The 23,618-nt window shown below is 69.8% G+C and carries 17 protein-coding genes and 5 pseudogenes; 7 read left to right on the plus strand and 15 right to left on the minus strand.

Annotated features, from left to right (window positions below; genetic code table 11):
* Positions 1-14 precede the first annotated feature (14 nt).
* Positions 15-149, plus strand: coding sequence for a hypothetical protein (locus tag OG878_RS03355; RefSeq protein WP_328885336.1), 135 nt, complete (start codon positions 15-17; stop codon positions 147-149).
* A gap of 66 nt (positions 150-215) precedes the next feature.
* Here the strand turns inward: OG878_RS03355 and OG878_RS03360 are convergent, their stop codons facing one another.
* On the minus strand, positions 216-920 hold the full coding sequence (locus OG878_RS03360) for a cytidylate kinase family protein (RefSeq protein WP_328885337.1): 705 nt from the start codon (positions 918-920) through the stop codon (positions 216-218).
* 39 nt (positions 921-959) lie between these two features.
* Positions 960-1,511: pseudogene (locus OG878_RS03365) on the minus strand (transposase); the annotation flags it as partial.
* A gap of 280 nt (positions 1,512-1,791) precedes the next feature.
* Here OG878_RS03365 and OG878_RS03370 point away from each other — a divergent pair.
* Positions 1,792-3,852, plus strand: a complete 2,061-nt coding sequence (locus OG878_RS03370; protein ID WP_328885338.1) for a DUF4139 domain-containing protein — start codon at positions 1,792-1,794, stop codon at positions 3,850-3,852.
* Positions 3,853-3,860: 8 nt separating this feature from the next.
* Complete coding sequence (locus OG878_RS03375; RefSeq protein WP_328885339.1) at positions 3,861-5,423, plus strand: mucoidy inhibitor MuiA family protein; 1,563 nt, start codon at positions 3,861-3,863, stop codon at positions 5,421-5,423.
* Here the strand turns inward: OG878_RS03375 and OG878_RS03380 are convergent.
* The 3 genes and pseudogenes from OG878_RS03380 to OG878_RS03390 all read right to left on the minus strand — a co-directional run.
* Positions 5,410-5,643: a hypothetical protein gene (locus OG878_RS03380; RefSeq protein ID WP_328885340.1), complete on the minus strand. Its 234-nt coding sequence runs from the start codon at positions 5,641-5,643 to the stop codon at positions 5,410-5,412. The two genes, OG878_RS03375 and OG878_RS03380, sit on opposite strands and share 14 nt — an antisense overlap.
* A gap of 383 nt (positions 5,644-6,026) precedes the next feature.
* Complete coding sequence (locus OG878_RS03385; RefSeq protein ID WP_328891118.1) at positions 6,027-6,347, minus strand: hypothetical protein; 321 nt, start codon at positions 6,345-6,347, stop codon at positions 6,027-6,029.
* A gap of 327 nt (positions 6,348-6,674) precedes the next feature.
* Positions 6,675-6,829: pseudogene (locus tag OG878_RS03390) on the minus strand (DNA methyltransferase); the annotation flags it as partial.
* A gap of 257 nt (positions 6,830-7,086) precedes the next feature.
* Here OG878_RS03390 and OG878_RS03395 point away from each other — a divergent pair.
* Together OG878_RS03395 and OG878_RS03400 are read left to right on the plus strand one after the other, a co-directional pair.
* Entirely contained in the window at positions 7,087-7,248 is a 162-nt protein-coding gene (locus OG878_RS03395) for a hydrophobic protein (protein ID WP_328885341.1), read from the plus strand.
* A 214-nt stretch (positions 7,249-7,462) separates the two neighbouring features.
* Positions 7,463-7,831 (plus strand): PRC-barrel domain-containing protein, encoded by a 369-nt coding sequence (locus OG878_RS03400; protein WP_328885342.1) that lies wholly within the window; start codon positions 7,463-7,465, stop codon positions 7,829-7,831.
* Between the two features lie 667 nt (positions 7,832-8,498).
* Here OG878_RS03400 and OG878_RS03405 read toward each other — a convergent pair.
* From OG878_RS03405 to OG878_RS03415, 3 genes and pseudogenes are all read right to left on the minus strand, one after another.
* Positions 8,499-8,720 (minus strand): annotated as a pseudogene (locus tag OG878_RS03405) (IS256 family transposase); the annotation flags it as partial.
* 59 nt (positions 8,721-8,779) lie between these two features.
* Positions 8,780-9,229, minus strand: a complete 450-nt coding sequence (locus OG878_RS03410) for a hypothetical protein (RefSeq protein ID WP_328885343.1) — start codon at positions 9,227-9,229, stop codon at positions 8,780-8,782.
* Positions 9,230-9,942: 713 nt separating this feature from the next.
* Positions 9,943-10,401: pseudogene (locus tag OG878_RS03415) on the minus strand (RNA polymerase subunit sigma-24); the annotation flags it as partial.
* Positions 10,402-10,757: 356 nt separating this feature from the next.
* Here OG878_RS03415 and OG878_RS03420 point away from each other — a divergent pair.
* The gene (locus OG878_RS03420) at positions 10,758-11,306 is read left to right on the plus strand and encodes a DUF1062 domain-containing protein (RefSeq protein WP_328885344.1); all 549 of its coding nucleotides are present in this window, start codon (positions 10,758-10,760) and stop codon (positions 11,304-11,306) included.
* 201 nt (positions 11,307-11,507) lie between these two features.
* On the opposite strand, the gene OG878_RS03425 is transcribed toward OG878_RS03420, so the two are convergent.
* The 5 genes from OG878_RS03425 to OG878_RS03445 form a co-directional block, all read right to left on the minus strand.
* Positions 11,508-12,473: an ABC transporter ATP-binding protein gene (locus OG878_RS03425; RefSeq protein ID WP_328891119.1), complete on the minus strand. Its 966-nt coding sequence runs from the start codon at positions 12,471-12,473 to the stop codon at positions 11,508-11,510.
* Between the two features lie 11 nt (positions 12,474-12,484).
* On the minus strand, positions 12,485-15,205 hold the full coding sequence (locus OG878_RS03430) for an FtsX-like permease family protein (protein ID WP_328885345.1): 2,721 nt from the start codon (positions 15,203-15,205) through the stop codon (positions 12,485-12,487).
* Position 15,206: 1 nt separating this feature from the next.
* The gene (locus tag OG878_RS03435) at positions 15,207-18,533 is read right to left on the minus strand and encodes an FtsX-like permease family protein (protein WP_328885346.1); all 3,327 of its coding nucleotides are present in this window, start codon (positions 18,531-18,533) and stop codon (positions 15,207-15,209) included.
* Positions 18,534-18,694: 161 nt separating this feature from the next.
* Positions 18,695-19,429, minus strand: coding sequence for an ABC transporter ATP-binding protein (locus tag OG878_RS03440; protein ID WP_328885347.1), 735 nt, complete (start codon positions 19,427-19,429; stop codon positions 18,695-18,697).
* A gap of 324 nt (positions 19,430-19,753) precedes the next feature.
* The gene (locus tag OG878_RS03445) at positions 19,754-20,224 is read right to left on the minus strand and encodes a hypothetical protein (RefSeq protein WP_328885348.1); all 471 of its coding nucleotides are present in this window, start codon (positions 20,222-20,224) and stop codon (positions 19,754-19,756) included.
* A 519-nt stretch (positions 20,225-20,743) separates the two neighbouring features.
* Here OG878_RS03445 and OG878_RS03455 point away from each other — a divergent pair.
* Positions 20,744-21,850: an NAD(P)/FAD-dependent oxidoreductase gene (locus OG878_RS03455; RefSeq protein ID WP_328885349.1), complete on the plus strand. Its 1,107-nt coding sequence runs from the start codon at positions 20,744-20,746 to the stop codon at positions 21,848-21,850.
* 125 nt (positions 21,851-21,975) lie between these two features.
* Here OG878_RS03455 and OG878_RS03460 read toward each other — a convergent pair.
* Positions 21,976-22,194 (minus strand): annotated as a pseudogene (locus tag OG878_RS03460) (dihydrofolate reductase family protein); the annotation flags it as partial.
* Between the two features lie 177 nt (positions 22,195-22,371).
* The gene (locus tag OG878_RS03465; protein WP_328885350.1) at positions 22,372-23,013 is read right to left on the minus strand and encodes a hypothetical protein; all 642 of its coding nucleotides are present in this window, start codon (positions 23,011-23,013) and stop codon (positions 22,372-22,374) included.
* Positions 23,014-23,618: the final 605 nt, after the last annotated feature.

A 23,618-nucleotide genomic window follows, 5' to 3' on the forward strand; every position in this document is an offset into this window, starting at 1 on the left:
GTCCTTTCGCTGGTTTGACCGCACTGTGGAGACGTGCGGGAAGAGACTGGGCCGCCCGGTTCAGCGGGCGGGTGGCGCTGTACGACGACGAGCGGGCTGCGCGGCGGCGCTACGGCGGCCAGCCGATCAAGCGGGCACAGTACCTGTGAACCGGCCTCCGCATGAGCTCCTCCGACAGGATGACAACCCAGGCGTCGGTAATCGAGGAGTAATTGTCAAATCCTGTGGATCGATGAGTGTGGTCGGACTTCCCAGGCCGGCCGTTGGAGCTGATCGTTGTAGACGATGATGTCGGCGTGGTCGGTTGGGCGGGCTGTGGCGAAGTAGAGCTGTTGGGAGGGGATATAGCGGTTGCGCCAGGACCGTTCGATTTCGGCGGTGTCGGCGGTGGATCCGGCCAGCGCTGCGCCTCGGTCACGGGCGCGCTCTACCGTCTGCTCGAATGGGACGGACACGAAGATGCGCAGGTCCCACCGGTGGATGAGTTCTGGGCGCAGGAGGAAGACGCCGTCGAAGAGCAGTACGGCGTCTGCGGGGGCGGTCGTGGCCGGCGGGGACGATGGGGTGTCGGTGTCTGCGTCGTAGACCGCGTGTTGGAACCTTCGGTGTCCGCCCGGGCCTAGCGGATCGAGCAGGACCCGGCACAGCGCGGCGTGGTCGTGGGCGTCGAAGTAACAGCCTTCGGCCGAGTACTGGCCGCGTCGGTAGCGCTGTGCACGGGGGACGAGGAAGTCGTCGATGGTCGCGCGGATGATGTCGTGGTCCTGCGCGCGCAGGACGACGGCGAGCTCGTCGGCCAGCGTGGTCTTGCCGGAGGCGGGCGGCCCGTCGATGGCGACCCGCAGCGGGTGCGCGGTTGTGACGGAGCTGATCGCCTCGGCCAGCCGACTGATGAGCTCGCCGCGGGTTCCTTGGTCCATTGCTGCCTCTCTCACGGTGTCTGTGTCCAGCACCGCACGTCAGACTGCGGTCGCCCGCTCGCGTTCGACGAGGTCGCCTCGTTCGAAGCGGGCTCCAGCGCGGACGAGCGCGACGAGGTGGGGTGCGTTCACCGCTCGCCACCGGTGCTGGGCGGACTCGACGAGCTTGAACACCATGGCCAGGGCGGCCGCGCGGGAGCCGGCGCCCTTGGTGACCTTGGTCCGAAGCCGGACGGTCGCGAAGGTCGACTCGATCGGGTTCGTGGTGCGCAAGTGGATCCAGTGTTCGGCGGGGAAGTCGTAGAACGCCAATAGCTCGTCCTCGTCATCGACGATCTTCTTGTCGGCCTTGGGGAACTTCGCCCCGTACCGCTTGGCGAACCCCTTGACCGCGGCGGCCGCATGCTCACGGTCCTCGGCGTTGTAGATGCCCTGGATGGCCTTCTTCGCCGCGGGCTGGGCTGACTTCGGCAGGCTGTCGAGGCAGTTGGCCGTTTTGTGAACCCAGCACCTTTGGTGGCGGGTCTCGGGGAAGACCTCGCCCAGCGCGTTCCAGAAGCCGAGGGCGCCGTCGCCGACGAGGCACCATGGCTCATCCGTCCGGGCGAGTCCCGAGGCACAGTCCGGCCGACCGAAGAAAATGGCCTGCCCCGGAACGAGCGTTGGGCATGCGCAGCGGGCCGCCCGCTTGCGTGTGGGCAACCGAAGTCGTCCGCAGCACTGCAGTGCATCCCCCTGTAGGGGGCCGTGAGTCGGCTGCTCGGCCGACAGGGCGTGCGGCCCTGGACGCCATCCTCCTCATTCGACGCGGACGCGCGGACCGCCCGGGCGTAGGCTTCGCTCAGCATGGACGCGGCGGGGGGCGGAGCAGATGACGGCTGAGCCGACACAGAGGTGGGGGTCGACCCTCGATTCGGTCGTGGTGTACGCGCAGGGCGCGGTCTGCCGACGCCTGGCCCGGGGCAGTGTGCCGCCCGACGGCCGGGTGCGGGTGACGGGACTGCCCCGCTCACTGGACCCGGGCTCGCTGCGGGTCCATGCCCTCGGTGTACCCGGGGTGCGCGTCACCGAGGCCCGGGTGGAAGTCGAGGCCGAACTGCTCGGCACGGGCACGTCCGCCGAGTTGCGGCGCGAGGTCCAGCGGCTGAGCGACGCGTACGCGGTGGCGCAGGGACGCCGGGAACGACAGTTGGGCCTGATCGAGGAGGTCACGGCTCTCCACCCGGTCCCACCTGCCGACACGCGCGAGGACCCGCACCGCCGCACCCCGGTCGACGCATGGCTGGAGCTCGCCGACTTCGTGGACGAGCGGCTGGCGGGACTGCACAACCGCCTCGTCGAGCTGGAGGAGGCACTGCGCAACGTCGAGCACGAGCTCGCCGTCGCCGCAGACAGGCTTGCCCGCGCCTCCACCGACGCGCCGTCAGCGCACGTCGAGACCACGGTCTGCGCGGTCCTGATCCTCGACGGCACCGGGGATGCGGAGGTGGAGCTGGAGCTGGAATACGGGGTGCCGGGCGCCGTCTGGGTGCCGGCCTACCGTCTCACTCACCGTCAGGGCGACGGCAGCGGCCGTCTGGTGCTGCGCGCTTCGGTCGCCCAGCGGACCGGCGAGGACTGGACCGGCGTGCGCATCGCGCTGGCCACCGCCGATCTTCGGCGCCGCACCGACCTGCCGAGGCTCCGCTCGATCCGGATCGGACGCAGTCAGCCCGCCCCAGCGCCCTCTGGCTGGCGCGAGCCCCCGGCCGGGCTCGTCGATCTGTTTTCCGGGTACGACGCGGCAGGCCCCGGCCCGGCCCCGACGGCCACACGTTCGGCCGTCGGGGGCGGCTCCGCGTCCGGTCCCGTTCCGCCACCGACGCCTCCCCCGCCGCCGGCACCGCAGAGTTACGGCAGTCCGCCGGCCGCAGTCCCGATGCCCGGCGGCGCGGACGGCGCTCCCACGGACGTCTTCGGCGGCGGGATGCCCGCCCCCGGGCAATCACCTGGGCCGCGGCCGGGCGGCAGGTCCTTCGCGGGTGCGCCCGCCGCCATGGCGCCCGCGGCTCCTGGCCGGGCTGCGCCGCCACCCCGGCCGACACCTGTAGCCGGTCCTCCGCAGCCGAGCGGCGCCGAGCTCGACTACGCCGCCCTCGTCCTGTGCGGCCCCGACGAGCAGGGCGGTCACAGAGGCCGGCTTTTCCCCCGCTCTCCATTCGACCCGGTAGCGGACGAGTACCGCCGCCGCGCCGAAACGGTGGCCGCGCTGCCGTTGCCCGGACATGCCGTACGGCCCCGCGAGTCGGCGGGTTCCTTCGACCACCGCTTCGATGCCACCGCCCGCGCCGACATTCCGTCGGACAGCACCTGGCACACCGTCACCGTCGGTGAGATCCCGGTCGGCCTGCGTACCGAGTACCTCTGCGTGCCGTCCGTGGAGCGGACCGTGTATGCGACGTTGGTGCTTTCCAACGCCACGGACCAGGCGCTGCTGGCCGGCCCGGTGGAGGTCACCGTCGACGACGACTACCTACTGACCGCCGCGCTGCCCACGCTTGCCCCCGGCGGTGTCCGCCGTGTGGGACTCGGGCCGGCCGAGAGCATCCGTGTCACCCGCAGTACGAACCTGCACGAGTCGACCTCGGGCCTGCGCAACAACACCACCGTGCTCGACCACCGCGTCCACGTGGAGCTGGTCAACGGGCTCGCGAGGCCCGTCACCGTGGAAGTGCGCGAGCGAGTGCCGGTCACCTCCGAACCGGACGTCCGGATCGAGGAACGGGCCGACTGGACGGTACCCGAAGAAGGCACGGGGCCCGATCGGCCTGCGCCGGGCACCCGCGTCTGGCGACAGGACCTGCCCGCAGGCGCCACTGCCGCCTTCGACGGCGGCTACGAGATCCGCATCCCGACCGGCAAGGCCCTGGTCGGCGGCAACCGCAGGAGCTGACACACGCCATGTCCACGGCCCCGAAGCCGATCGCCCTCCCCGTCACTGCCGTCACATGCCTCGAGGATCGCGCCCAGATCGAGCGCGCCGTCGTGCTCGACCTGGAGGCCGGGGTCCAGCGGCTGCGTCTCGGGCCGGTCAGTGCGCTGGCCGTCGACCGGACCCTCCATGCCGAACTGACCGCCGATCACCCCGCGGCCGTGCTCGACGTGCGGATCGTCCGCAGCTGGACGCCGCGCGGGCCGCTGCCGTCCCCCGACGTCGACTCCGCCCTGCGCCACCGCGTTCACACCCTCGAAGAGGAGCGCCTGGCCCTGGGGCAGCGCCGCGACCGGCTGCATGCCCGCCTCGACCTGCTCGGCCGCCTCGCCGCCGATCTGCTGCGGGAAATCGGCGAAGGCGCCGGCTCCGGGGAGACCGAACGGCCCCGCTGGGCCCGCGAACTGGACCGGGTGGACGACGAGCGCGACGCGCACGGCGAACAACTCCGCACCGTTGAGGCCCGGCTGGCCGCCCTCGCTGTCGAACTCGGGGAAGCCCAGCGGGCCATGCATCTCTCGGATGAGGAGCCCGCCGAGCTGGTCGGCCATATCGAGTTGACCGTGGAGGCCGCGGTCGCCGGGCCGGTCGGGCTGCGCCTGACCCACCTCACCCCGTGTGCGCTGTGGCGGCCTGCCTACCGGGCCGTGCTCGACGGGGACTCCCTGACACTGGAGACCGACGCGATGGTCTGGCAGCGCACCGGTGAGGACTGGTCGGACGTGCGGCTGACATTGTCGACGGCCCGCTCGGCGCTGGCCACCGATCCGCCACGGCTGGGCGAGGACCGGCTGACGCTCAAGGACCGCTCCGCAGCGGAGCGCCGCACGGTCGACGTCGAGCTGCGCGAAGAGGAGATCGGGGCCCTCGGCCCGAGCCCGGTGCTCGGGCTGCCGGGGGTGGACGACGGCGGCGAGACGCGGGTGCTGAGATCCCCCGCACCGGTCTCGGTGCCCGGTGACGGCCGCGCCCACCGCGTGCTGCTCTCCGCGTTCACCACGGCCGCGGCCAGTGAGTACGCCTGCTCACCGGAGTTGTCCCCCCTGGTCACCCAGGTGGTGCGGTTCGACAACTTGTCCGGGCACGCGCTGCTCGCCGGGCCCGTGGACCTGGTCCGCGGCAGCGGATTCAGCGGCCGCGGCACGCTGGACTTCACCGCCCCCAGCACTCCCGTTGAGCTGGCCTTCGGCAGCTGCGACGACTTCAGGGTGGTCCGGCGCACCGAGGAATCCCGCGACCTCGCCGGAATCACCCAGCGGACCGTGATCACCCGCACGGTACGGCTGCACCTGTCCCGGTTCTCCGCCCCCGGGGAGCGCGGCGAGCGGGTGGTCGTGCTTCGGGAGCGGATCCCTGTCTCCGAGGTCTCGGCGGTGGAGATACGCCTGCACAAGGATTCCTGCTCCCCGGCGCCCGACGTGGTCGACGCCGAGGGCATCGTCCGCTGGGATGTCGCCCTCCCACCGGGCAGCCGCCGCACGGTCACGCTGGCCTACGAGTTGTCGGCGAGCGCCAAAGTCACCGGACTCTGAGTCCGGACTCCGAGTCCGGTGGAGGCTGTCCGAGGCGCAGCAGGCTCCCGGTGTCGCGGGCGAGGCGGGCCGCGGCGTCGACGATGGCGTCGGCCTCGTCATGGCCGCCGACGGCGACGATCACCTGAGGTGCGGCGGTCTGGGCGAGTGCGCGGACCATGGTGAGCGTCGGGGCGACGGTCTCGGTGTCCGCGGGGCTGGTCTCGGCCCGGCCCAGCATGCGGTGGCCGGTGGCCAGAACGGGAATGGCGAGGAGAAAGGCGGCGGCCCCGACGTAGAAGGGGAGGCTGAGGCCGGCTGCGTCGGCGAGCTTGCCGGCGGCGTAGGGGGCGATAGGGCGACGATGCCCATGGTCAGCAGACTGCGGTCACAAGTGGAATGCCGAGCAGCGGCACCGTTCCACGCCGGACTGCAGTCCCAGTAGGTAGGAGCGGGCTGCGGCCCGCGACTCCACCCGCCCGCACCGGGCCCGCGACCACCGCACGATCGTCAGGAGTCGACACAGCCCCCGGTGATCAGGCAGTGGCCGTACCGTTCTGCAACCGGGCCTCTGGTTGGTACTTCCGTGTCGATTGGGGGACGGTACGACGGAGGTGCCGTGGCCTACGGGGTGCCGTGGTCGTCGAGGAAGCGAAGCAGCACCCCGGCCTCGGCGCGGAGCCGCGTGACTCGGTCAGCGTGAGCGGGCGCAGTCAACTGCGCTGCGAGTTCGAGTCGTTCGGTGGCCTCGGCTCGCACGATGTCCACCACGCCGCACTCGTTCAGCTCACGTCGCGCCGCTTCGGTGGCACCGGCACCGACCGGTGACTGTTCGAGGGCCAACCCGCGCAACTCGGCCTCGCCCACGGGCACCGCCTCAGCGTTGCCCAGTGCGGCGAGTGTTGTGCGCAGGACGCCGACCGCGACCTTGTCGCGGGCGCGCATCGCTTCCGGGAGGGCTTGACGCATACGAACACGTAGGGACACAAGGGGGAACCTTATGGCTGTGTTCCTGCCCCCGCAACGGGATATCCGTACAGCACCAGACTTCCCGCCAGCCTGAAGCACCCAGCGCCGGCATCTCACATGTACACGCACAACCGAGGCTCCACGCCTACGTCAGATCGCAAAACCGGACTGGAGTGCCATTCGACCCATCAAGCCGGAGGAACCTTCTGCTCCGGTCCCGGACCATCCGACAAGAATGCGCGGGCGTTTGGGAGAGCCGATGTGAAGGCGGTTCCGGGGCCGCTCCACTGGGGCATCTCACGCTCACTCCTCAGGCCCGGCCAGGTCGAAGTCGTCCTGGCTCAGCGCGCTGCGAAGGCGCTCCTCGGCGATGTCGACGTAATGGTTGGCGAGTTCGATCCCAATGAACTGGCGCCCCTCGCGCAGAGCGGCGACGCTCCCGTGGTTCCGGATCCTGTGAGGGACCGGCAGCGACTCGTGCTCACGGCGCGCGGTCGCGTCACCAGGCCCCGGCTCCACGGCCTGGATGACCTGCTGTTGGGCACGTTCCCTGTTCTTCAGAGTCTCTTCTCCTTCCGAATCCTCCCGACCGCCTCCTGGGAGATCCGCTTCTTCGGCAGAGACGCTTTCACGTGTTCGGATACCGGCTGGCTTTTCAATTCGTGCGCATGATCGGAGAATGGCGGGGCAGACGATGGTACGGAGGTTGATATCCATGGTTCCCCTGCTTCTCGTTCTGCTGCTGGCCCTGATCCTCTTCGGCGCGGGTTTCGCGCTGAAAATTCTGTGGTGGGTCGCAATCGTCGTACTGGTCCTGTGGCTGGTCGGCTTCGTCGCCCGCCCGAAGGGCCGCACCGGCCGCTGGTATCGCTGGTAGCCGACAGCTTCGGCGCATTCCGAGCAGTCGATGGCGGTGGCCCGCCGCGCTCCGAATGAGGCAGCGGGCCATCGCCGTCACATCAGGCGCCGCCCTTGTTTTCCGATAGCGGATTGAAGTCGGATATCAAGGGAAGGCGGAGGACCGATGTACGGAAATAAGAGGACGGCAGGTAATCCTGTTGTCCTCCGTTTACCGGAGGAGTTGTTTTCGCGTGACTGAGAATGTGTGGAATTACAAGTCGACTGCGGGCCGTGCGACGGGCCCGGACCTCACCGGCTACAAGGTCGAGGCCACCGACGGCAGCATCGGGAAGGTCGACAAGCATTCCGATGAGGTCGATGACGCCTACCTGGTGGTGGACACCGGCGTGTGGATCTTCGGCCGGGAGGTTCTGCTCCCGGCGAGCACGGTCGTCAGTATCGACTTGGACGAGCACAAGATCTTCGTCGACCGCACCAAGCAGCAGATCAAGGACGCCCCGGAATTCGATCGGGAGAAGCACCTCGGCGACCCGGGCTACCACGACCAGCTGGGCAATTACTACGGCGCCGGCACACCCTTCGGCGGACCGTTCTTCTGACCCTGCGTCTGTTCTGTGCAGCACCAATCCCGACGGACTCACCGCCGGCGACGCGCCGACCGGCCCCGCCCATGGAACCGATTCGGGCGGGGCCGCGCCTCTCCCCCGGCACCGAGTACGCCGGTGGGGAACCCTGTTCATCCCGGCTGGAGCCTTCAAGCAGGCATGGTCGCTTCGGTGGTTCGGAGCCGCATCGATCTGTCCGACGGGCGGCCCTGCACACTGCCGGCTTCTCCGATCTGCTCGGCCAGGTCCAACCCGTCGTCGGCCGATGACGGCACCGCGGCAGCAGTGGGCGGCTTCCGTACAGCCGACCGGGCCGCAGGCCCTCGTACTCCTTGAGCGTGACGCAGATCGTCAACGGGACACCTCCTGGCCTCGGGTCTCGGAGGCGGAAGAAGTCGCTGTCGACGAACGCTCCGATCGCGCGCACACCATGCTGCAGCGCGTGCCCTGTTCTGCTCGAACGCCCTCCGCCTGACCGTAGTTGTCGAGTCCATGCGTCCGCTGGTCCACGAACTCGCCGCGGCGCCTCCGACGTCCCGTCGGCTCACAGTCCCGAGCACTCGGCCCAAATGGTCTTGCCCGTAAGGGAGTAGCGGGCCGGGCTGTACGCCCAAGTCGTTCACGCTCCTCGAAACGTCCGTACGGGATGAGTTGAGGCAGGTCAAGCGGCGAGGGCCTCGGCACGCTCAACGAGCTGGCCGCGTTCGGAGCGGGCTCCGGCGCGGACGAGGGCAACGAGGTGGGGTCCGTTCACGGCCCGCCGGCGGGCCTGGGCAGACTCGACGAGCTTGAAGACCATAACCAGCGCGGCGGCCGCGCCGCCGGCGCCTCGGGTGACCTTGGTCCGCAAGCGGACGGTGGCGAAGGTCGACTCAATCGGATTGCGTCAGGCTGTGATCTACACAGTTCGTGAGCACCGTGGTCGGAGCGAGGAGCGAGTGGTCAGCCATCGAAGTCGACGTACCACCTGTCTTGTGCGCATTCCAGAACCCCAGAGACGCGCAGGCACGGTCGGACTGCGTGGTAGCGCCCCTGAACAACAGGCGTTGAAGTCCACCCTGTGGCACCGGAGTGGTAGGCCTGGCAGTAGTCGTAGCCTCCGGTGGCGGCGACCTGCGCGTTGGTACGCCAGCCGTGCCCGTTCTTCTTCTCCGCGTCGGTGACTGCCGAAAATGATCCGATGGAACGATCGATGGATACGTAGGACCCGTTCGGGACATAAGCCTCAGCGTAGGCGCCGGCCGACTGCTTCCCTGTGTAGAGATAGGTAGTGATGTTGCGCAGGGTCTTGGGGTAGTACGTTCCGACCTCCGCGTACCACAAGTACTCAGTGGGAGCGGGCGCGCACTTCTCGGCCGCCTGTGCCGGCGTCGATGTGACCAGCACTGCCAAAGGCAGCATTATCAGCATCGCCAGTGTCGCTGACAATGCACGTCCACGCTTCATCAATTCGCCCCCCGAGTCTCCTGTGATGTACGCCATACAGTGGTGGCCCCGAGGTTGCCCGTCAAGGGCTCGGTCAGGTTGTCGACGCCAGCCCGGCGGCATACCGGCAACAGGCTTCAGCACCAACAGCACCACTGAGCCAAGCCCCTACGCGTCCCGCGAAGCTGATGCCCGGAACTGCGGTCGGAGCCGTCTCAGCGGGACCCATCAGAGCTGGGGTGAGGAACCGGCAGGCTCTGCACGTGCGTCGTCGCCAGAGCAACGTTACGCAACTACGTCAAGCAAGAAGGCAGTGCATGGAACCGGAACCCTCGATATGGGAGTTACTGATCACGTTCCTCTTCGTGGGGATCATCGCCATTGTGAGGATGTCGTTGATCGTGTTCCCCATCATCGGGGTCGGGATCTGGACTGTGTCGCGAGTACGCCGCAGACGAAGCGGCGGCCGTCAGTCCAGCACACTGAACGCCGTGGCGAAGCGGCGAGGGATCAGAGTTCGCAAGGGCCGGCAGTAGTTTCTCCTCGGCCCAGCGCAAGAACGGCCGCTGGTGTGCTCCGCCGATCCGGACGAGTGCGATCTCCGTGAAGCCCGCGCCGGTGAAGGCCCGTACAGCATCGACGAATTCGTCATTGCCCCCCACGGAGCGGCCGTCGCGATGTCGTTGGACCGTACGTGTGGGGTGACTTGAGCGAAGGCAGCGGGGACCGGCAGTTCGGAATGTGCCGTACAGCCGTGCCGCAGTCGCCAGGTCGCCGGCGCGCTCGTGGAGGTGTGCCGCCACCGCGGCGTGGCGGGGCAGTGAGTCGTTCAGCGCCGCTGGCCCGGCGCGCGGTCCATCGGCCTCACCGACGGCCACTGCGCGGTTGAGCCGGACGACCGGGCTGTCGGTCAGGCGCGCGAGCTCGTCGTACCACTCGACGATCCGCACCCAGTCGGTCTCTTCGGCGTCGGACGCATCTGCGTGGGGTGCCGCGACGGCGGCCTGGGCCTGGAACTCGCCCGGCCGGTCGCGGGCGAGGGCCGCCTGCAGGGTCTCGACGTCCTCGGTGATGGACTCCTTGTCCCACCGGCCTCGGTCCTGCTCGGCGAGCGGCACCAGGCTGCCGTCGGGCGGTACATCTGCGGGCTGTACTGCCGGAGCCGGAACGGCCCGTCAGTTCACGGTCGTGCCAGGGAAGATCCGCGTCCCTGGGCCGGACCCGGGCATGCTTCGCACGAAGCCGGACAGCTTGGCAGACGTTGTGCCACTCCCCCGGCGCCCGGTCATGGACGGGCCTGGCGATGAGGTGCTCGAAAACCACTGGAACAGCGCCACTGCGCGCCATTACCGTGCTGTCGAACCAAGTCGTCCAGGCAAGGACATGCCGTTGTACACCGTGTGAGACCTCCCGAGTGCTGATTCGTCGCGCGTCGCGCTTTGTTGCGCCGCGCTGCTTTTTGCTGCGGACTTCTCACTGAAACCGGTGTATTTCTGTGCTCAACAACTGGGTTGTCATGCCCACCTGCCTGCCGCTCGTTCTCCGGCGTTGCCACACGTGCGCCTCCGAGCGCTTCCGGGCAAACGGCAAATTTCGCGTCAACGCCAACCACAAGCTCCTCGACGCCTGGCTCCTCGTGCTCTGTACCGGTTGCGGGGAAACGGCGAAGCTCACGGTCCTGGAGCGGGTGAATGTGCGCTCCGTACGACCCGAGCTGCTGGACCGGATGCATGACAACGACCCTGGCCTGGCAGCCGAGTTGCTCCAGGATCCGGCCGTACGGCGCCGTAATCGCATCGCCCTCGACTGGGACAACGCCTGGCGCCTCGACACCGGCGGATCGGATCACCTGGAACGCGAGGTGATCGACATCTCGGTCCGCTTCGCGGCGCGGATCCCTGTCCGGCCCGTGCGCCTGATCGCCGAAGGCTGCGGTCTTTCGCGGGCCGAGGTCGAGCGACTGATCACGGAAGGGAAACTCGTGTCGGCAGTCCGGCTGAGCGGCAAGCTCTCCGGCGACTTCACCTTCACGCTCAAGCGCTGAGCCCCCTCGGGACCTGGGGCCTGTCCGGCACGTTCCGCCGGACAGGCCCCAGTTCGCCCGCGAGAATCCATCTCCTCGGCCACATGAGCGACCGGGCGGCCGGAACGGGCACGCTGGATCAGCAGCCTCCCGCCATGAAGAGTCAGCCGACCGCAGCTGTCGTCGTGCGCCCGCCAGGGACGACGGGACAGCCCTTGGTGATCAATACACCTGGCGCTCGGTCGTGTCGTCCGGCCAGATTCCTATGTGGTCGGGTTCCAGCTCCAGCATCACCCGGTCACGCATGCCCAGGGCATCGGTGTACTCCGCGGGCAGCTGAAGGCGGCCCGCGCGGTCCAGCATCGCGTACTCCCTCGCCACCACCGACTCCTGGCCCGTCGTCGCGTCGACCTCCGTCCGCCGCAGGGTTTCCGTGGAGGTGCGGCCGTCGCGGATGGCCACCGTGCGGCGGACCTCGTCGGCCACTGACTGGTCGTGGGTGACGATGAGGGTCGTCGTGCCGAGTTCCTCGTTCGCCGTACGCAGTGCAGCGAAGACCTGCTCGGCCGTCTGGGAGTCCAGCTCGCCCGTCGGCTCGTCGGCGAGCAGCACCGACGGCTCGTTCGCCAGCGCCACCGCGATCGCAACGCGTTGCTGCTGACCGCCGGACATCTGGTGCGGGCGGCGGTCGCGGCAGTCGGCGACGTCCAGCAGGGAGAGCAGCGATTCGGCCCGCTCGGCCTTCTTCTTCGTACGGCCGCGCAACTGCATCGGCAGTGTCACGTTCTGCACCGCGCTCAGATACGGCAGCAGATTGCGTGCCGTCTGCTGCCACACGAAGCCCACCACCTCGCGCCGATAGCGCAGCCGGTCCTTCGCGTCCATGGCCAGCAGATCGCAGCCGGCCACCTTCGCAGCACCTGCCGTCGGTTCGTCCAGGCCCGCCAAGATGTTCATCAGGGTCGATTTGCCGCTGCCGGACGCGCCGACCAGGGCCATCAACTCGCCCTCGCGGACCAGCAGATCGAGTCCCTGCAGCGCCTGCACCTCGACTCCGTCCGCGGAGAAGATACGGACCAGACGGTCGCAGGTGATCAGCGCGTCGTGGCCGTACTCGGGCCGGTCGCGACGGGCCGCCGCCCGGCGCTCCAGCTCGCCGAGGGTGATCCCTATGGAGGACCCGGTCATGGAGGACTCGGTCACCGCGTGTCTCCTGCCCTGAGTTCGGTCGTTGTCGTACGCCGGGTGGTCACCCAGGCCTGTGCACCGGCCACCGCCGACGCGATCACCACCACGGCGAGCGCGGGCAGCAGCAGACTCAACGGGTCGGCACGCAGCTGTACCGGGCCGATCGAGGTGAAGCGTCCCTGTGCGGCCAGGGCAAGGCGGCCGAGATCGATTCCGGGAGCGAGCAGCCGGATCCCTGCCCAGCCGACCAGCACACCACCCACGGCGGCCAGCAGCGCCTGCGGCAGGTTCTCCAGGATCAGCAGGCGGCGCCCCTGCCGGCGGGTCAGCCCCATGGTGCGCAGCCTGCCCAGCAGCGCGGCCCGCTCGGGGGCGGTCTGAAGCAGTGAGAGCACCAGCGCGAGGACGGCGTATCCGGCGCCTGCCGCTGCGGCCACCACGTAGATCCGTTCGGCGCCGCTCTGCACGGGTGAATCCGTGAAGCCGTCCCGTTCGGCGGAGCGCAACGTCACGGTGGCGGGGCCCGCGGTACGGGTGGCTGCCTTGAGATCGGCGCCGGTCACCGAAGGGCCGGAGATCAGCAGCGTGGTGGCGGGGCGGCTGCCCGGCAGGCCCGCCGCATCGACCACCAGGAAGTCGCCTTCGGCCAAGGCAGGGGTGGCGCTGCGCACGACGTCCACGCGGACCGTGAACAGGCCGCCCGCCGGGCCGATCGCGGTCGTCCGGCCGTTCAACCGCTCGGCGACGGCGGGGGAGGCGAGCGCGGGCAGCACTCCGGAGGACTTCCGCAGCTCGTCGGCCCGGAAGGCACCAAGGCCGGTACGGCGGGCGAGACGCGCATACGAGTCGGGGTCGACGGCGAGCAGCGTGACGTTCTCGGTGCCGGCGTCCCGCAGGTCCAGGTCGGACTCGCTGTGGACGGGCACGACATCGCGCACCCCGGCCACCCTCCGTATCTTCCCGGCCAGCGTGTCCGGCAGCGCCTCGGCCGAATCGATCCGGGCATCGGCGCCGACCGCGACCAGGGACGCCCGGTCCCGGGCGTCGGCGACCCCGGAGAGTACCGAGCCGCCGAACGCCGCCGTCGTCAGGGCCACGAGCAGCGCCAGCAGGGGAAGCGCGGTGGTGGCGGAGGAACGGCCCGCACGGGCCAATGACAGAAAGCCGATCGCACCGCGCCGTCGCGCCACCGGCAGCGCCGCGAGCCGCAGTGGCAGCGGATACAGCCGTACGAGCAGCAGGGCGGCGATCACACCCACCAGCACCGGGGCGGCGCTGACCAGTTCGTCCGCGTCGCCGCCCGAGGTACCCCGGCGGCGCAGTGCGGCGACCGCCGCCACGGTCAGCACCAGCAGCGTCAGTTCGGCCACGGTCCGGCGGCGCGACGGTCGGGCCCGTACGAGATCGTCCCGTTCGCCGTGCAGCCGCGGCCGCCGGTGCAGGAACGCGGCCCTCAGCGGGAGCGAGGCACAGGCGAATAGCGCGACCGCCGCCGAGCCCAGCAGCGGCGGCAGCATCCGGCCCTCGGGGACGACGACGACCGCGAGAGCGCAGCCGACGACCGCGGCGGGCAGCACGGGAACGGCGACCTCAGCGAGCAGCCGCCCCGCGATACCGCGGACCGAACCGCCGCGCGAGCGCAGCAGGGACAGCTCGGCGTGCCTGCGCGCGGCGGCCAGGCCGCCGGCCATCAGCAGGACGACGCCCGCGACGCTGCCGACGCCGATGGCCGCGACCGCGACCACCGGGTTGATGGCGGAGAGGATGACGTCGAAGTCGATCAGGACGTCGTCCAGGCCGGAGGCGATCTCCAGCTCGGGCGAGACCCTGGTGCGCAACGTGCTCTGCAGCGGGCCGTGTTCGAGGGAGGCGATCGCTTGCGTGATCCGGGGCAGATCGCCGACGCCGACGCCGGCCGGGTCGGGGGCGATACGCCAGTAGGCCCCGGTCTGCGCGGAGACGGACAGCAGCGCCGGTGCGGCTTCGGGGGCCAGCAGCAGCGCGCCGTGCCAGTACGGCTGAGGAATGGTTTCCGCCGTATAGAGCCGCGTCGGCGTGCGCAGGACGGGTTCGACGGACCAGTAGCTCAGCCGTGGCCGCAGAGGTTCGACGATGCCGGTGACGTGCACGGCGAGGGCCGCGCCGCCGGGCCGCGGCACATGGATGGTCGAACCCGTCTGGATGTGGAGGGACTTGGCAGTGGCCGAGGTGACCGCTGCCTCCACGGCACCGGAGGCCGGGGTGACGGAGTCCGCGGTGGCTCTGGGCAGCCGTCCCGAGGTCAGTGTGGAGTGCTCGGCGATTCCGGCCTGGGCGGTGAGCGTGAACACAGGTCCGCCACCGTCCAGTTGGGGCAGCCACTCGTCGGTGGCCGCCACGGGCTTGAGGGTGTGTGCTCCGTAGGCGGACTGCCCGGTGTCGGCACGCAGCGGTTTCGGCAGGGTGGCCAGGATCCGGCGGTAGTGCTCGGTCAGCCGACGCAACTGCAGCGAATCGGCCCAGTCGCTCAAGGCACCGTCAGCGTACTGCGCCTCCTCGGTCAGCTGGATGGCGCTGCGATCCGGCGAGGCGGCGCTCATCTCATGGCGCAGGCCCCGGCTTTCGTACGTGTCCACTGCACGCGGGAAGGCCCCGGCGAGGAACGAGGTGACCAGGACGAGCAGCATCAGCGCGACGGCGGACCCGGGCGCTGTACGCAGCCGGGTGCGGACCCACGGGGCGGCGGCCTTCATGTCACTCGCCTCCCTGGACGCGCAGCGCCGTCGCAGGATCGCCGCGGCGCAGCGCCAGCGCCGCCACGATGAGCACGGGCGCGGCGGCAACTCCCGCGACCAGCAGGGCAACGCGGCCGGCCGGCAGCTCCACCAGCACACCGGGGACCGGCTGTGTGGCCTGTCCGGTCAGCACGATCAGCGGTACGACGGCACGGGTGAGCACCGCGCCGAGGGCAAGCCCGATCAGCAGCGCGAGTCCGATCAGCAGCGACTGTTCGGCGGCAAGCAGCCGAGCCAGCTGGCGCCGCGGGGTACCGAGCGCCCGGAGCACCGCGAACTCCGCCGAGCGTTCCCGCAGCGCTCCCACCGTGCTGACCGCGAAGCCGACCGCGGCCAGCGCCGCGGCGACGAGAGCCACCGCGAGCAGCGCCGACTGCGGGCCCGCTCCGAGCGGATCGTCGTGCAGGTCCTCGGCGATCTCGTCACGCACCTGGATCTGGGTCGGGTCGATCTCGGCCCTGTCCCGCAGGGCCGCCGCGACCCGATCCGCCATGCCGGGCTCGGTGAACAGCCACCATTCGGTGGGCGGGAGCGCCGAGTCTGGGCGGGCGGCGAGCACCCGGTTGACGGCCCGCAGATCGAGCAGCAGCGCGCCGCCGTCGGTCGCGGGGGTGGCGGCCGTATCGGGGCCGCCCGCACCGGGCCCGGTGGTCGGGATGCCGCGGAGGACGCCCGCGATCTTCACCTTGACGGGGCCGCCGGGCATCGGGATTTCGATCACGGAGCCGGGCTTCGCGCCGCTGGACTCGAGGAAGCGATCGGTCGCCAGCGCGGCCGGCACGGCGGGTTCGGCACGCTGGGCCGCGACCCGGACAGTGACCGTGCGCTCGGCACCCCAGTCGCTGTTGAACACCGCTGTGCCCGTGTGGTACGAGACGTCGAGCGGCGTCCGGGCCGACGAGCCGACGGCGGTGATCGCCGGCTGACGCTCATCCGTGGTCGGGTCGGGCTCGGGGCTCGCCGTTGCCTCGGCTTCCCAGACCAGTCCCTTCGGCACAGTGACCCCCCGGGTGGCGCCATCGGAGGTGATCGAGCGCATCGCGCCGATCGTGAGCCGCTTGGACGCGATCCGGTCCGGATAGCCCGCCTCGTCGAAATCCACCCCGGTCAGCGCCAGCGGACCCGCCGGCCTCCCCACGGGGGCATCGGCCGCCTTCGCGAGGTCCACGGTCACCGTGTGCGGTTTGCCGTCCGGCGCAAGTGTGTCCAACTGCATCCGGAACGGCACTCCGTTGCGGTCCTCGACGGTAAGGGTGATGATCGTGCCCGCTTCGTTGTACGGGCCGTCCTCGGCGGCGCGCAGGGTGACATCGAAAACGAGGCGCGCGGTGTCGTCGGGCAGCAGCACACCGGTGCGTGCGGTCTTCTGCGGGTGCAGGGCCGCCAGCAGCCTCTCGGGGTCGGCATCCGCCAGATCGTCCCGCAGCCGCAGTTCCGTGCCGGCGAGTCCGGTGTCGAGCGCCAGTACGGTGGCCTGGCGGCCGCCCGAGAGACCGAGACCGGTACGGGCGGCCGGCACCGCTGCCCGTACGCCCGGCATCCCGTCGTACACCCCGCTCTGCCCGAACTGGACGGTGCCGCTGCCCAGTACGCGCACGGGGGCTCCGGCACGGAAGTCCGCCTGATCGTCCTGCGAGCGGTCCCAGGATGCGCCCTGACCGATCGCCAGCATGCCCATCGCGACCGCGAGCACCAGCAGCAGCACCGGACCCGCGCCGCGCAGCGGTCTGCGGCTGAGCTGCCAGCCGGCGAGCGAAGCGGTCAGACCCCGGCCCGCGGCCGCGCGCCGCTCGGCGAGCTTCGCGGTCGGCGGCAGCAGCCGCAGGGCGAGGACGGTCCCGGCCAGCAGCGCCAGCGCGGGTGCCACGACGAGCAGCGGATCGATGCCCAACTGTCCCTCGCGGTCACCGCTGAGCGCACCGCTGCCCGAGGTGCGCTGGTCCAGCTGCCAGTACGCGACCGCGGCCACGACAAGGAGTCCGACATCGGCGCCGGCCCGCAGCGGAGCGGGCAGCGCACGGGCGCGGCCACGTGCCGCCGCGGCCGCGGTGAGCGCCGGAGCCACCACGGCCGCGGCGCAGGCCAGCGCCGCCACCGCGCTGACCAGCCAGACCTCTGCGGTCAGGCCGGTGTCGATGTGGAGCCCGATCCTGGCCAGCAGTCCCTGCCCGGCCAGCAGGCGGGTGAGCGGACCGGCGAGCAGCGGTGCGCACACGGCGGCAGGCAGCGCGAGCAGCAGCGCCTCCAGGGCGGAGAGCGCGGCGAGACGGCCACGCGATGCGCCGCGGGCCAGCAGCACCTGGGTCTCGCCCGCACGTTCCGTGCTCAGCAGCCGGGCCACCAGCAACAGCGCGTACGCGGCAAGCAGCACCAGCTGCAACGAGACGATCAGCAGCGTCGCTCTGGACACCAGCAGCGCCCGCTCCAACTGGCTGAGGACGTCGGGCAGCGAGGTGTGGGCGACGACTCCGCCCTTCAGCCCGGGCTGTGCGGCCAGGAATCTCTGGCTTTTCTTCGCGGCCGTGCGCAGAGGGTCGATCCGGTCGGCGCCGAAGGTGCCGAAATCGGCGGTCGCCAGCCAGGACGGACCGTTCTGCGTGATACGGCCGGAACCGAAGGTCGCGGCGTCGGTGAGCAGCGGCCCGTACGTCATGAACGCGTCCTTGTGCACACCGCGCCCGCCCAGCTCGTCCAACTGCCAGTACGGATCGTTCCGGTCGACGGGACGGTAGGTGCCGGTGATGCGTATCCGCACCGCGGGACCCTGAAGCCGGTCGGTGAGGGTCAGCACCCGCGGACCCGGCGAGAGCTTCAGTTGCTTCGCGGCGGCGTCGGGCACGGCGACCCCGATCACGTCGCCCGGTCCTGCCGTGGGCCAGTCGCCCTTCGACAGACGGACGCGTGAACGGTCCACCACGGCGAGCTTGGTGAGGTCCGGTTCGCCCTTGCGGGCTGCCGGTGACTGCAGACTGCGCGGCAGCGCGTACGGACCGGAGCGGTCGAACTGTCGCAGGGTCACGGGCAGTCCGTCGAAGGACTGCTCCGCACCGCGCCGGGCGGCCCGCATGGCCGCAGCACGGTCCGTGCCGGGACTCTCCGCGGTGATGACCAGCGAGGCGGCGGCCGCGTCCCTGGTCTGCAGAGCGTGACGCAGCCCGACGTCTCCGACGGAGCCTGCGAACGCGGCGAGGGTGGCCAGTACGGCGGTGGTCAGCAGGACGGCGAGCAGTGCGGCCGTGAGCAGCAACCGGTGTCCGCGTGCACGGAGAAACACAAACCCCGTCACCGGTCTCCCCCGAATTGCCCTGTGTACGTCCCCCGAAAGCCCTTTCGGAACGGATGCTTTCAGAGGCGGCGCACGGAGAAAACCCTTCTCGCGCAGACTTGATCGGACCGTGACCGGATTCCGGCACGAGAACACCGGAATGCGGCACTCCAGCCGACGGGTCAGACGTGCTCGACGATATGGCCGTCGTTGAGTTCGAGCACCCGGTCGGCCAGGCCCAGCAGCTGGGCGTCGTGCGTGGCGACCAGTGCCGTCACACCCTCGCCCCGCACCACGGCACGCAGCAGCTCCATCACTGCGAGCCCGGTCTCCGCGTCCAGCTGGCCCGTCGGTTCGTCGGCGATCAGCAGGGCGGGCCGGTTGGCGAGCGCGCGGGCTATGGCGACGCGCTGCTGCTGGCCGCCGGAGAGCTCGCCGGGCCGTTGCGCCGCGTGATCGGCGAGTCCGACCAGGGTGAGGAGCAGCTCGACCCGCTCGTCACGCTCCTTCGGGTCGGTCTTGCGCAGACGCATCGGCACACCGACGTTCTCGGCAGCCGTCAGGATCGGGATCAGGCCGAAGGACTGGAAGATGAAACCGATCCGGTCGCGGCGCAGCTCCAGCAGGCCGTCCTCACCGAGGCCGGCCAGATCGGTGCCGGCGACGGTGATGCGGCCCTCGTCGGGGGCGTCGAGCCCACCGACCAGGTTGAGGAGTGTCGTCTTCCCGGAGCCCGATCTGCCCTTGAGGGCAACCAGTTCACCGCGCGGGACGTCGAAGGAGACGCCGCGCAGCGCGTGGACGGCGGCGGCCCCGGAACCGTAGGAACGATGCAGGTTCTCCACCCGCACCATGGGTTCCCCGTCCCGGTCCGCTGCGACGGTCGTGCCGGAGTGCGAGCTGATGCTCTCGGTCATGAAGAGTCCCTTGTACGGAATTGGTCCGGCTCAGTATGTGCAGGGGGATGCGGCCGGGCAACGGCCGGCCGCCAGAAGCCTCGTGCCGAACGCAAGGGCGGGGCGGGGGAAGGGATCACGGTGGTTGCGTGGACAACAACCACTCACCGGGACGGCTCAGGAGCAAGGAACTCTCGATCATGGTGTGCGACGTAGCCGGGCATCAGCTTGAGATGTTGCTACCGACCCGGGAAGACCGCCTGCTCAACGCCGTGACAGGCAGCCTCACTGAGGATCCCTCGAGATGCGGGGGAACCTCGCAGCGCTGAACAGCCGGACGTGAGCTCAGCGTGTGAAGCAGCCGAAATCTTCGTTGTCACGGCCCTCGTAGTTCTTCATCGACTCCGCCGTGCCACTGTCGAAGACAATCCCTCCGACCGCGAGTTGTTCAGGCCGGAAGGTAAGGAAGCCGGAGACCAGATCGTCCGAGTCCATGTTCGCCCGCAAGGCATAGGTAGTCCCCGCGTCGAGCTCAGCCGTCAAGGGAAGTCGAGTCGTGAAACCTGGCGGCGCCTCACCCAGGGAGATATGGGGCAAGATGTTGCCTTTGTCTGCTTTGATGTGCCACAGCAGCTCACCAGGATCATCGGCGGTACCGTCCTTCGCCCACTTGTAGAGACCGACCTCCGTGATCCCATCGCGCTCAGCACCCGGGCATTCACGCCAGCCGATCACCGGTTCGGAGGCCCCGCCCCCGATGAAGAGCGGGCTGTACCTCGCGCCGCACGCGCTCAGCAGGAAGACGAGCCCCACCACGATCAGCGCTCTCCCCCACCTCATGCCGGGGAGTCTATGGGCCGGGCATCCGAAGCGGGCTGGATCAGGAACAACGAGCCTTCTCCAACTTCGCGTTGAGGCACGGTGAAGGCCTTCCCCGACCAGCCATCGGAGGACCCCGCCCTGGCAGCCTGACGCGTTGGCCGCGTGGGATGTCTGTCGACCGTGGCACGTACGGCTCGAAGATCCATTTGATCACCGAGCGGACCGGTCCGCCCCTGTCCATCGGTATCTCCGGCGCCGGCCTGCCCGACAGCCAGGCCCTGAGCCCGCTGGTCAAGGGCATCCCGCCCATCCGCTCCCGCCGAGGGCCCGGGCGCCGCAGACCGCCCAGCTCCACGCTGACCAGGGATAGGACTACACCCTCATCTGCTTCCGCAGACTCACCAGATGAGCTGACCTCATGGTGCTCACCGTTCCGGATGCTTGCATGCTAGAAACGGGGGTTGAGTTCGCCCGTGATGCTGGAAGGGGGCGTTCGTGAGGCTGGGGCCCGCGATGCGGCCTGAACGTGTTGCTGTCATCGGAGTGGGCATCCTCGGAGCCAGCGTGGGCTGGAACCTGTCCCGGCACGGTGCCAAGGTGGTCTTCATCGACGCGGGCCGGCCGGGCGAAGGTGTCACCAACTGGTCCTTCTCGTGGGTCAACGCCAGCAACAAGACCGCGAGCAAGTCCTACTTCGACCTGAACGTCGCGGGCATGGCAGCGCACCGTGAGCTTGCCACGATCATCGGGCCGGACTCATGGTGGTATCCCAGCGGCCACCTGCGCTGGGCAGACGATCCCGCAACTGAGGCGGGGCTCCTGGAAACGGCTGGACTGCTGGCCGGCTGGGAGTACCCGGTCGAGGTGTGCACGGGGGCCGAGGTGCGCCGCCGCCTCGAACCTGCTCTCACGATGCCCGACGAGGTTCCAGTCGTGTTCTACCCCGACGAAGCCTGGGTGCACGGACGTCATCTCGTCGGCCGCATGGTCGGGCAGGCTGTTGCAGCCGGCGCCGAGCACCGGTCCGGCACCGCGGTCCGTGACATCGGCACCGGTGCCGACGGGAGCATCCGGACAGTCGCTCTGTCCGATGGGACCTGCCTCGACGTCGACATCGTCGTGAACACAGCGGGCCCCAACGCCTCCCACGTCGCCGGGCTCATCGCACGGCACTTGCCGATGCGCCGGGAACCCGGCCTCGTCACCCGGATCGGCTGTGCTCAGGTCCCCGTGCACCGGGCCATGCATGCGCCTCACATCGAGATCCGTCCCGACGGAGACGCTTCGGTGGTCCTCCACAGCCGCGAGATCGACGCACTCATCGACACAGGCGAAGATCCGGCGGAACTCGCACGGCTGCTCCACGAATCGGCGCGGCACGTCGTTCCCGAGCTCCATAACTCCCGCATCGCACAGACACGGATAGCCGACCGGCCCATCCCAGCCGACGGATTCCCCTCGGTGGGAGCGGTACCGTCCGTACCGGGCTACTACGAGGCCGTTTCCCACAGCGGCATCACGCTCGGGCCGGTCATCGGCCAGCTGCTTGCTTCGGAGATCCTCGGCGGGACGAGAGACGAGATGCTTGCGGACTTCCGCCCGGAGCGGTTCCCCCCGTGACAGCCCGGCCGAGCGCCACCGGTACCGCGATCAGGCGGGTGCCTCTCCGTACGCCCGAAACAGGCTCGGAAGGCCGCGCCGGCGCGTCACGCTCGGCGCGATCTCTCGCGTCCACGCCAGCAGTTCACCTGTGAGTCGTCGAGCGATGGATCCTGGTCGGCGGTCTCCCGGTACAGCATTGTGTCGTACAGCCGTCGTCCCATCTGGTGGACGCCGATCGCTCGGATCTCGTCGGCGACGAAGCGAAAGACCTCCTCGTCGGGCGCCGTCCAGTCGAAGTCGTCGTTCGGCCCGACGATGTAGCCGTCAAGGGAGACGCCCATCGCGTACGTCACGCTGCGCATCAGAGGTCCTCCTCGGGAGCAGGTTCGACACTACGACCGCCGGCCGCCACAGGACTCATCACGGCTCGCGGGATGCCCACAGATCTCCCCGCCCCACGCGAAGATCACCACGAAGGGCGGCGAACTTTCAGAACACGGCCTGGTATTCCAGGCGCACCTCGTGATCACGTGAGCCGGTCAGCCGGTGCGCACCGCGGTGACTGTGAAGCGTTCGACTTCAGCGATGTGCCCGCCGGTGGACGCGACGACTGTGAGCACCGGGTCGTCGGCGCCGGAGAAGGGCACAGACTCTTTCCAGTGCCGGTCGTTGCCGCCTGCCGGGGTGCAGCAGGAGGTGCCCAGCGGTGCCGCGGACGACGGCTGGCGCACCTGTACGCGGATTCTTTCGTCGACGCCGGTGATCCGCCCACCGGTCAGCAGGGGGGAGCGGACGATCAACCCGTATCCGGGATTGGTCAGGGAGAACGTCGTGTCGTCGGTGCCCACGACCTCCCACGGGGCGTCCGGGCCGGTGCCGTACCGCACGAGGTGGATGACCGCCGCAGTGCCCGTGACTCCCACGGGCCTGCTCAGCCCGACGCCGATGCGGGCGTCCGGACCTCTGACGGTGTGCGCGGTGACGCGGCCGATACCCCGGAAGCCCAGGTAGCCCTGGGTGAAAGACAGTGCCGTCTGGTCAGGATCGAGATGCCAGGGCTGGTGGCCGGCGGAGTGGAAGTCACGCTCCCACGCCCGGGCTTCGGCGAGCGTGGTGAACGGCCACATCGGCTGGAGGCGCCCAGAGCCGAGCGGCGGCGCGCTGCCGCCGGGCGTCGGCATGGTCGGCGTTTGCGTGCCCGGCGGGGTGATCGCCGAGGGGCCCGACGGGACGGAGACGGTGGCCGACCGCGACGGCGACGATGTGCCCGGTGCGGGGGACGGCGATCCCGACGCGCTCGGGGGCGAGCCGGAACTCCCGCAGGCGGTGAGCACCAGGCCGGTCCCGGCCGTTGCAGCGAAGAGTCGGAGGTGGAGCCGAATGTTCATGGGTGCCCCAGGAAACACGTATCGACCATTGATACTTCTTGTGCGACTATCGTGCCACTAGTCCGGTTCGTGTCATAGTGGCCAGGACCGGCTGTTTTCCAGTGGGCCCCGCGATCAGCGTCGCGTCGGAGCATCGGCCATCCTGTCCAGCGGGCGACCGGCGGTTTTTGCAGTCCATGCGAAGGAGAAGGCCGGTCGCGAACCCTCTGGTCCACGCCTGGAGTTCAGCCCGGGGCGAACCGACCCGCTGCTTGGGCCGCCACGTTCCGCAGTACCGATTGCCACCGGTCAGGGTCGCCACCGCCCGATCTTGCAGGGTGCAGGCACCTCACCAAGTTCACGCAGAGATCACCGTAACTCTCGCTCTGCGGAGCGAGAACACGAAGTACAGCTGGAGT

This window comes from Streptomyces sp. NBC_00316 (assembly GCF_036158715.1).
Lineage (GTDB): Bacteria > Actinomycetota > Actinomycetes > Streptomycetales > Streptomycetaceae > Streptomyces.

Excerpts from the sequence above, each read along its gene's own strand:
- OG878_RS03360 (WP_328885337.1), bottom strand. The coding sequence starts at position 920 with ATGGACCAAGGAACCCGCGGCGAGCTCATCAGTCGGCTGGCCGAGGCG.
- OG878_RS03395 (WP_328885341.1), top strand. The coding sequence starts at position 7,087 with ATGGTTCCCCTGCTTCTCGTTCTGCTGCTGGCCCTGATCCTCTTCGGC.
- OG878_RS03455 (WP_328885349.1), top strand. The coding sequence starts at position 20,744 with ATGCGGCCTGAACGTGTTGCTGTCATCGGAGTGGGCATCCTCGGAGCC.
- OG878_RS03465 (WP_328885350.1), bottom strand. The coding sequence starts at position 23,013 with ATGCCGACGCCCGGCGGCAGCGCGCCGCCGCTCGGCTCTGGGCGCCTC.
- OG878_RS03385 (WP_328891118.1), bottom strand. The coding sequence starts at position 6,347 with ATGCGCGCCCGCGACAAGGTCGCGGTCGGCGTCCTGCGCACAACACTC.
- OG878_RS03430 (WP_328885345.1), bottom strand. The coding sequence starts at position 15,205 with ATGAAGGCCGCCGCCCCGTGGGTCCGCACCCGGCTGCGTACAGCGCCC.
- OG878_RS03440 (WP_328885347.1), bottom strand. The coding sequence starts at position 19,429 with ATGACCGAGAGCATCAGCTCGCACTCCGGCACGACCGTCGCAGCGGAC.
- OG878_RS03380 (WP_328885340.1), bottom strand. The coding sequence starts at position 5,643 with ATGCTGGGCCGGGCCGAGACCAGCCCCGCGGACACCGAGACCGTCGCC.
- OG878_RS03370 (WP_328885338.1), top strand. The coding sequence starts at position 1,792 with ATGACGGCTGAGCCGACACAGAGGTGGGGGTCGACCCTCGATTCGGTC.
- OG878_RS03425 (WP_328891119.1), bottom strand. The coding sequence starts at position 12,473 with ATGACCGGGTCCTCCATAGGGATCACCCTCGGCGAGCTGGAGCGCCGG.
- OG878_RS03375 (WP_328885339.1), top strand. The coding sequence starts at position 3,861 with ATGTCCACGGCCCCGAAGCCGATCGCCCTCCCCGTCACTGCCGTCACA.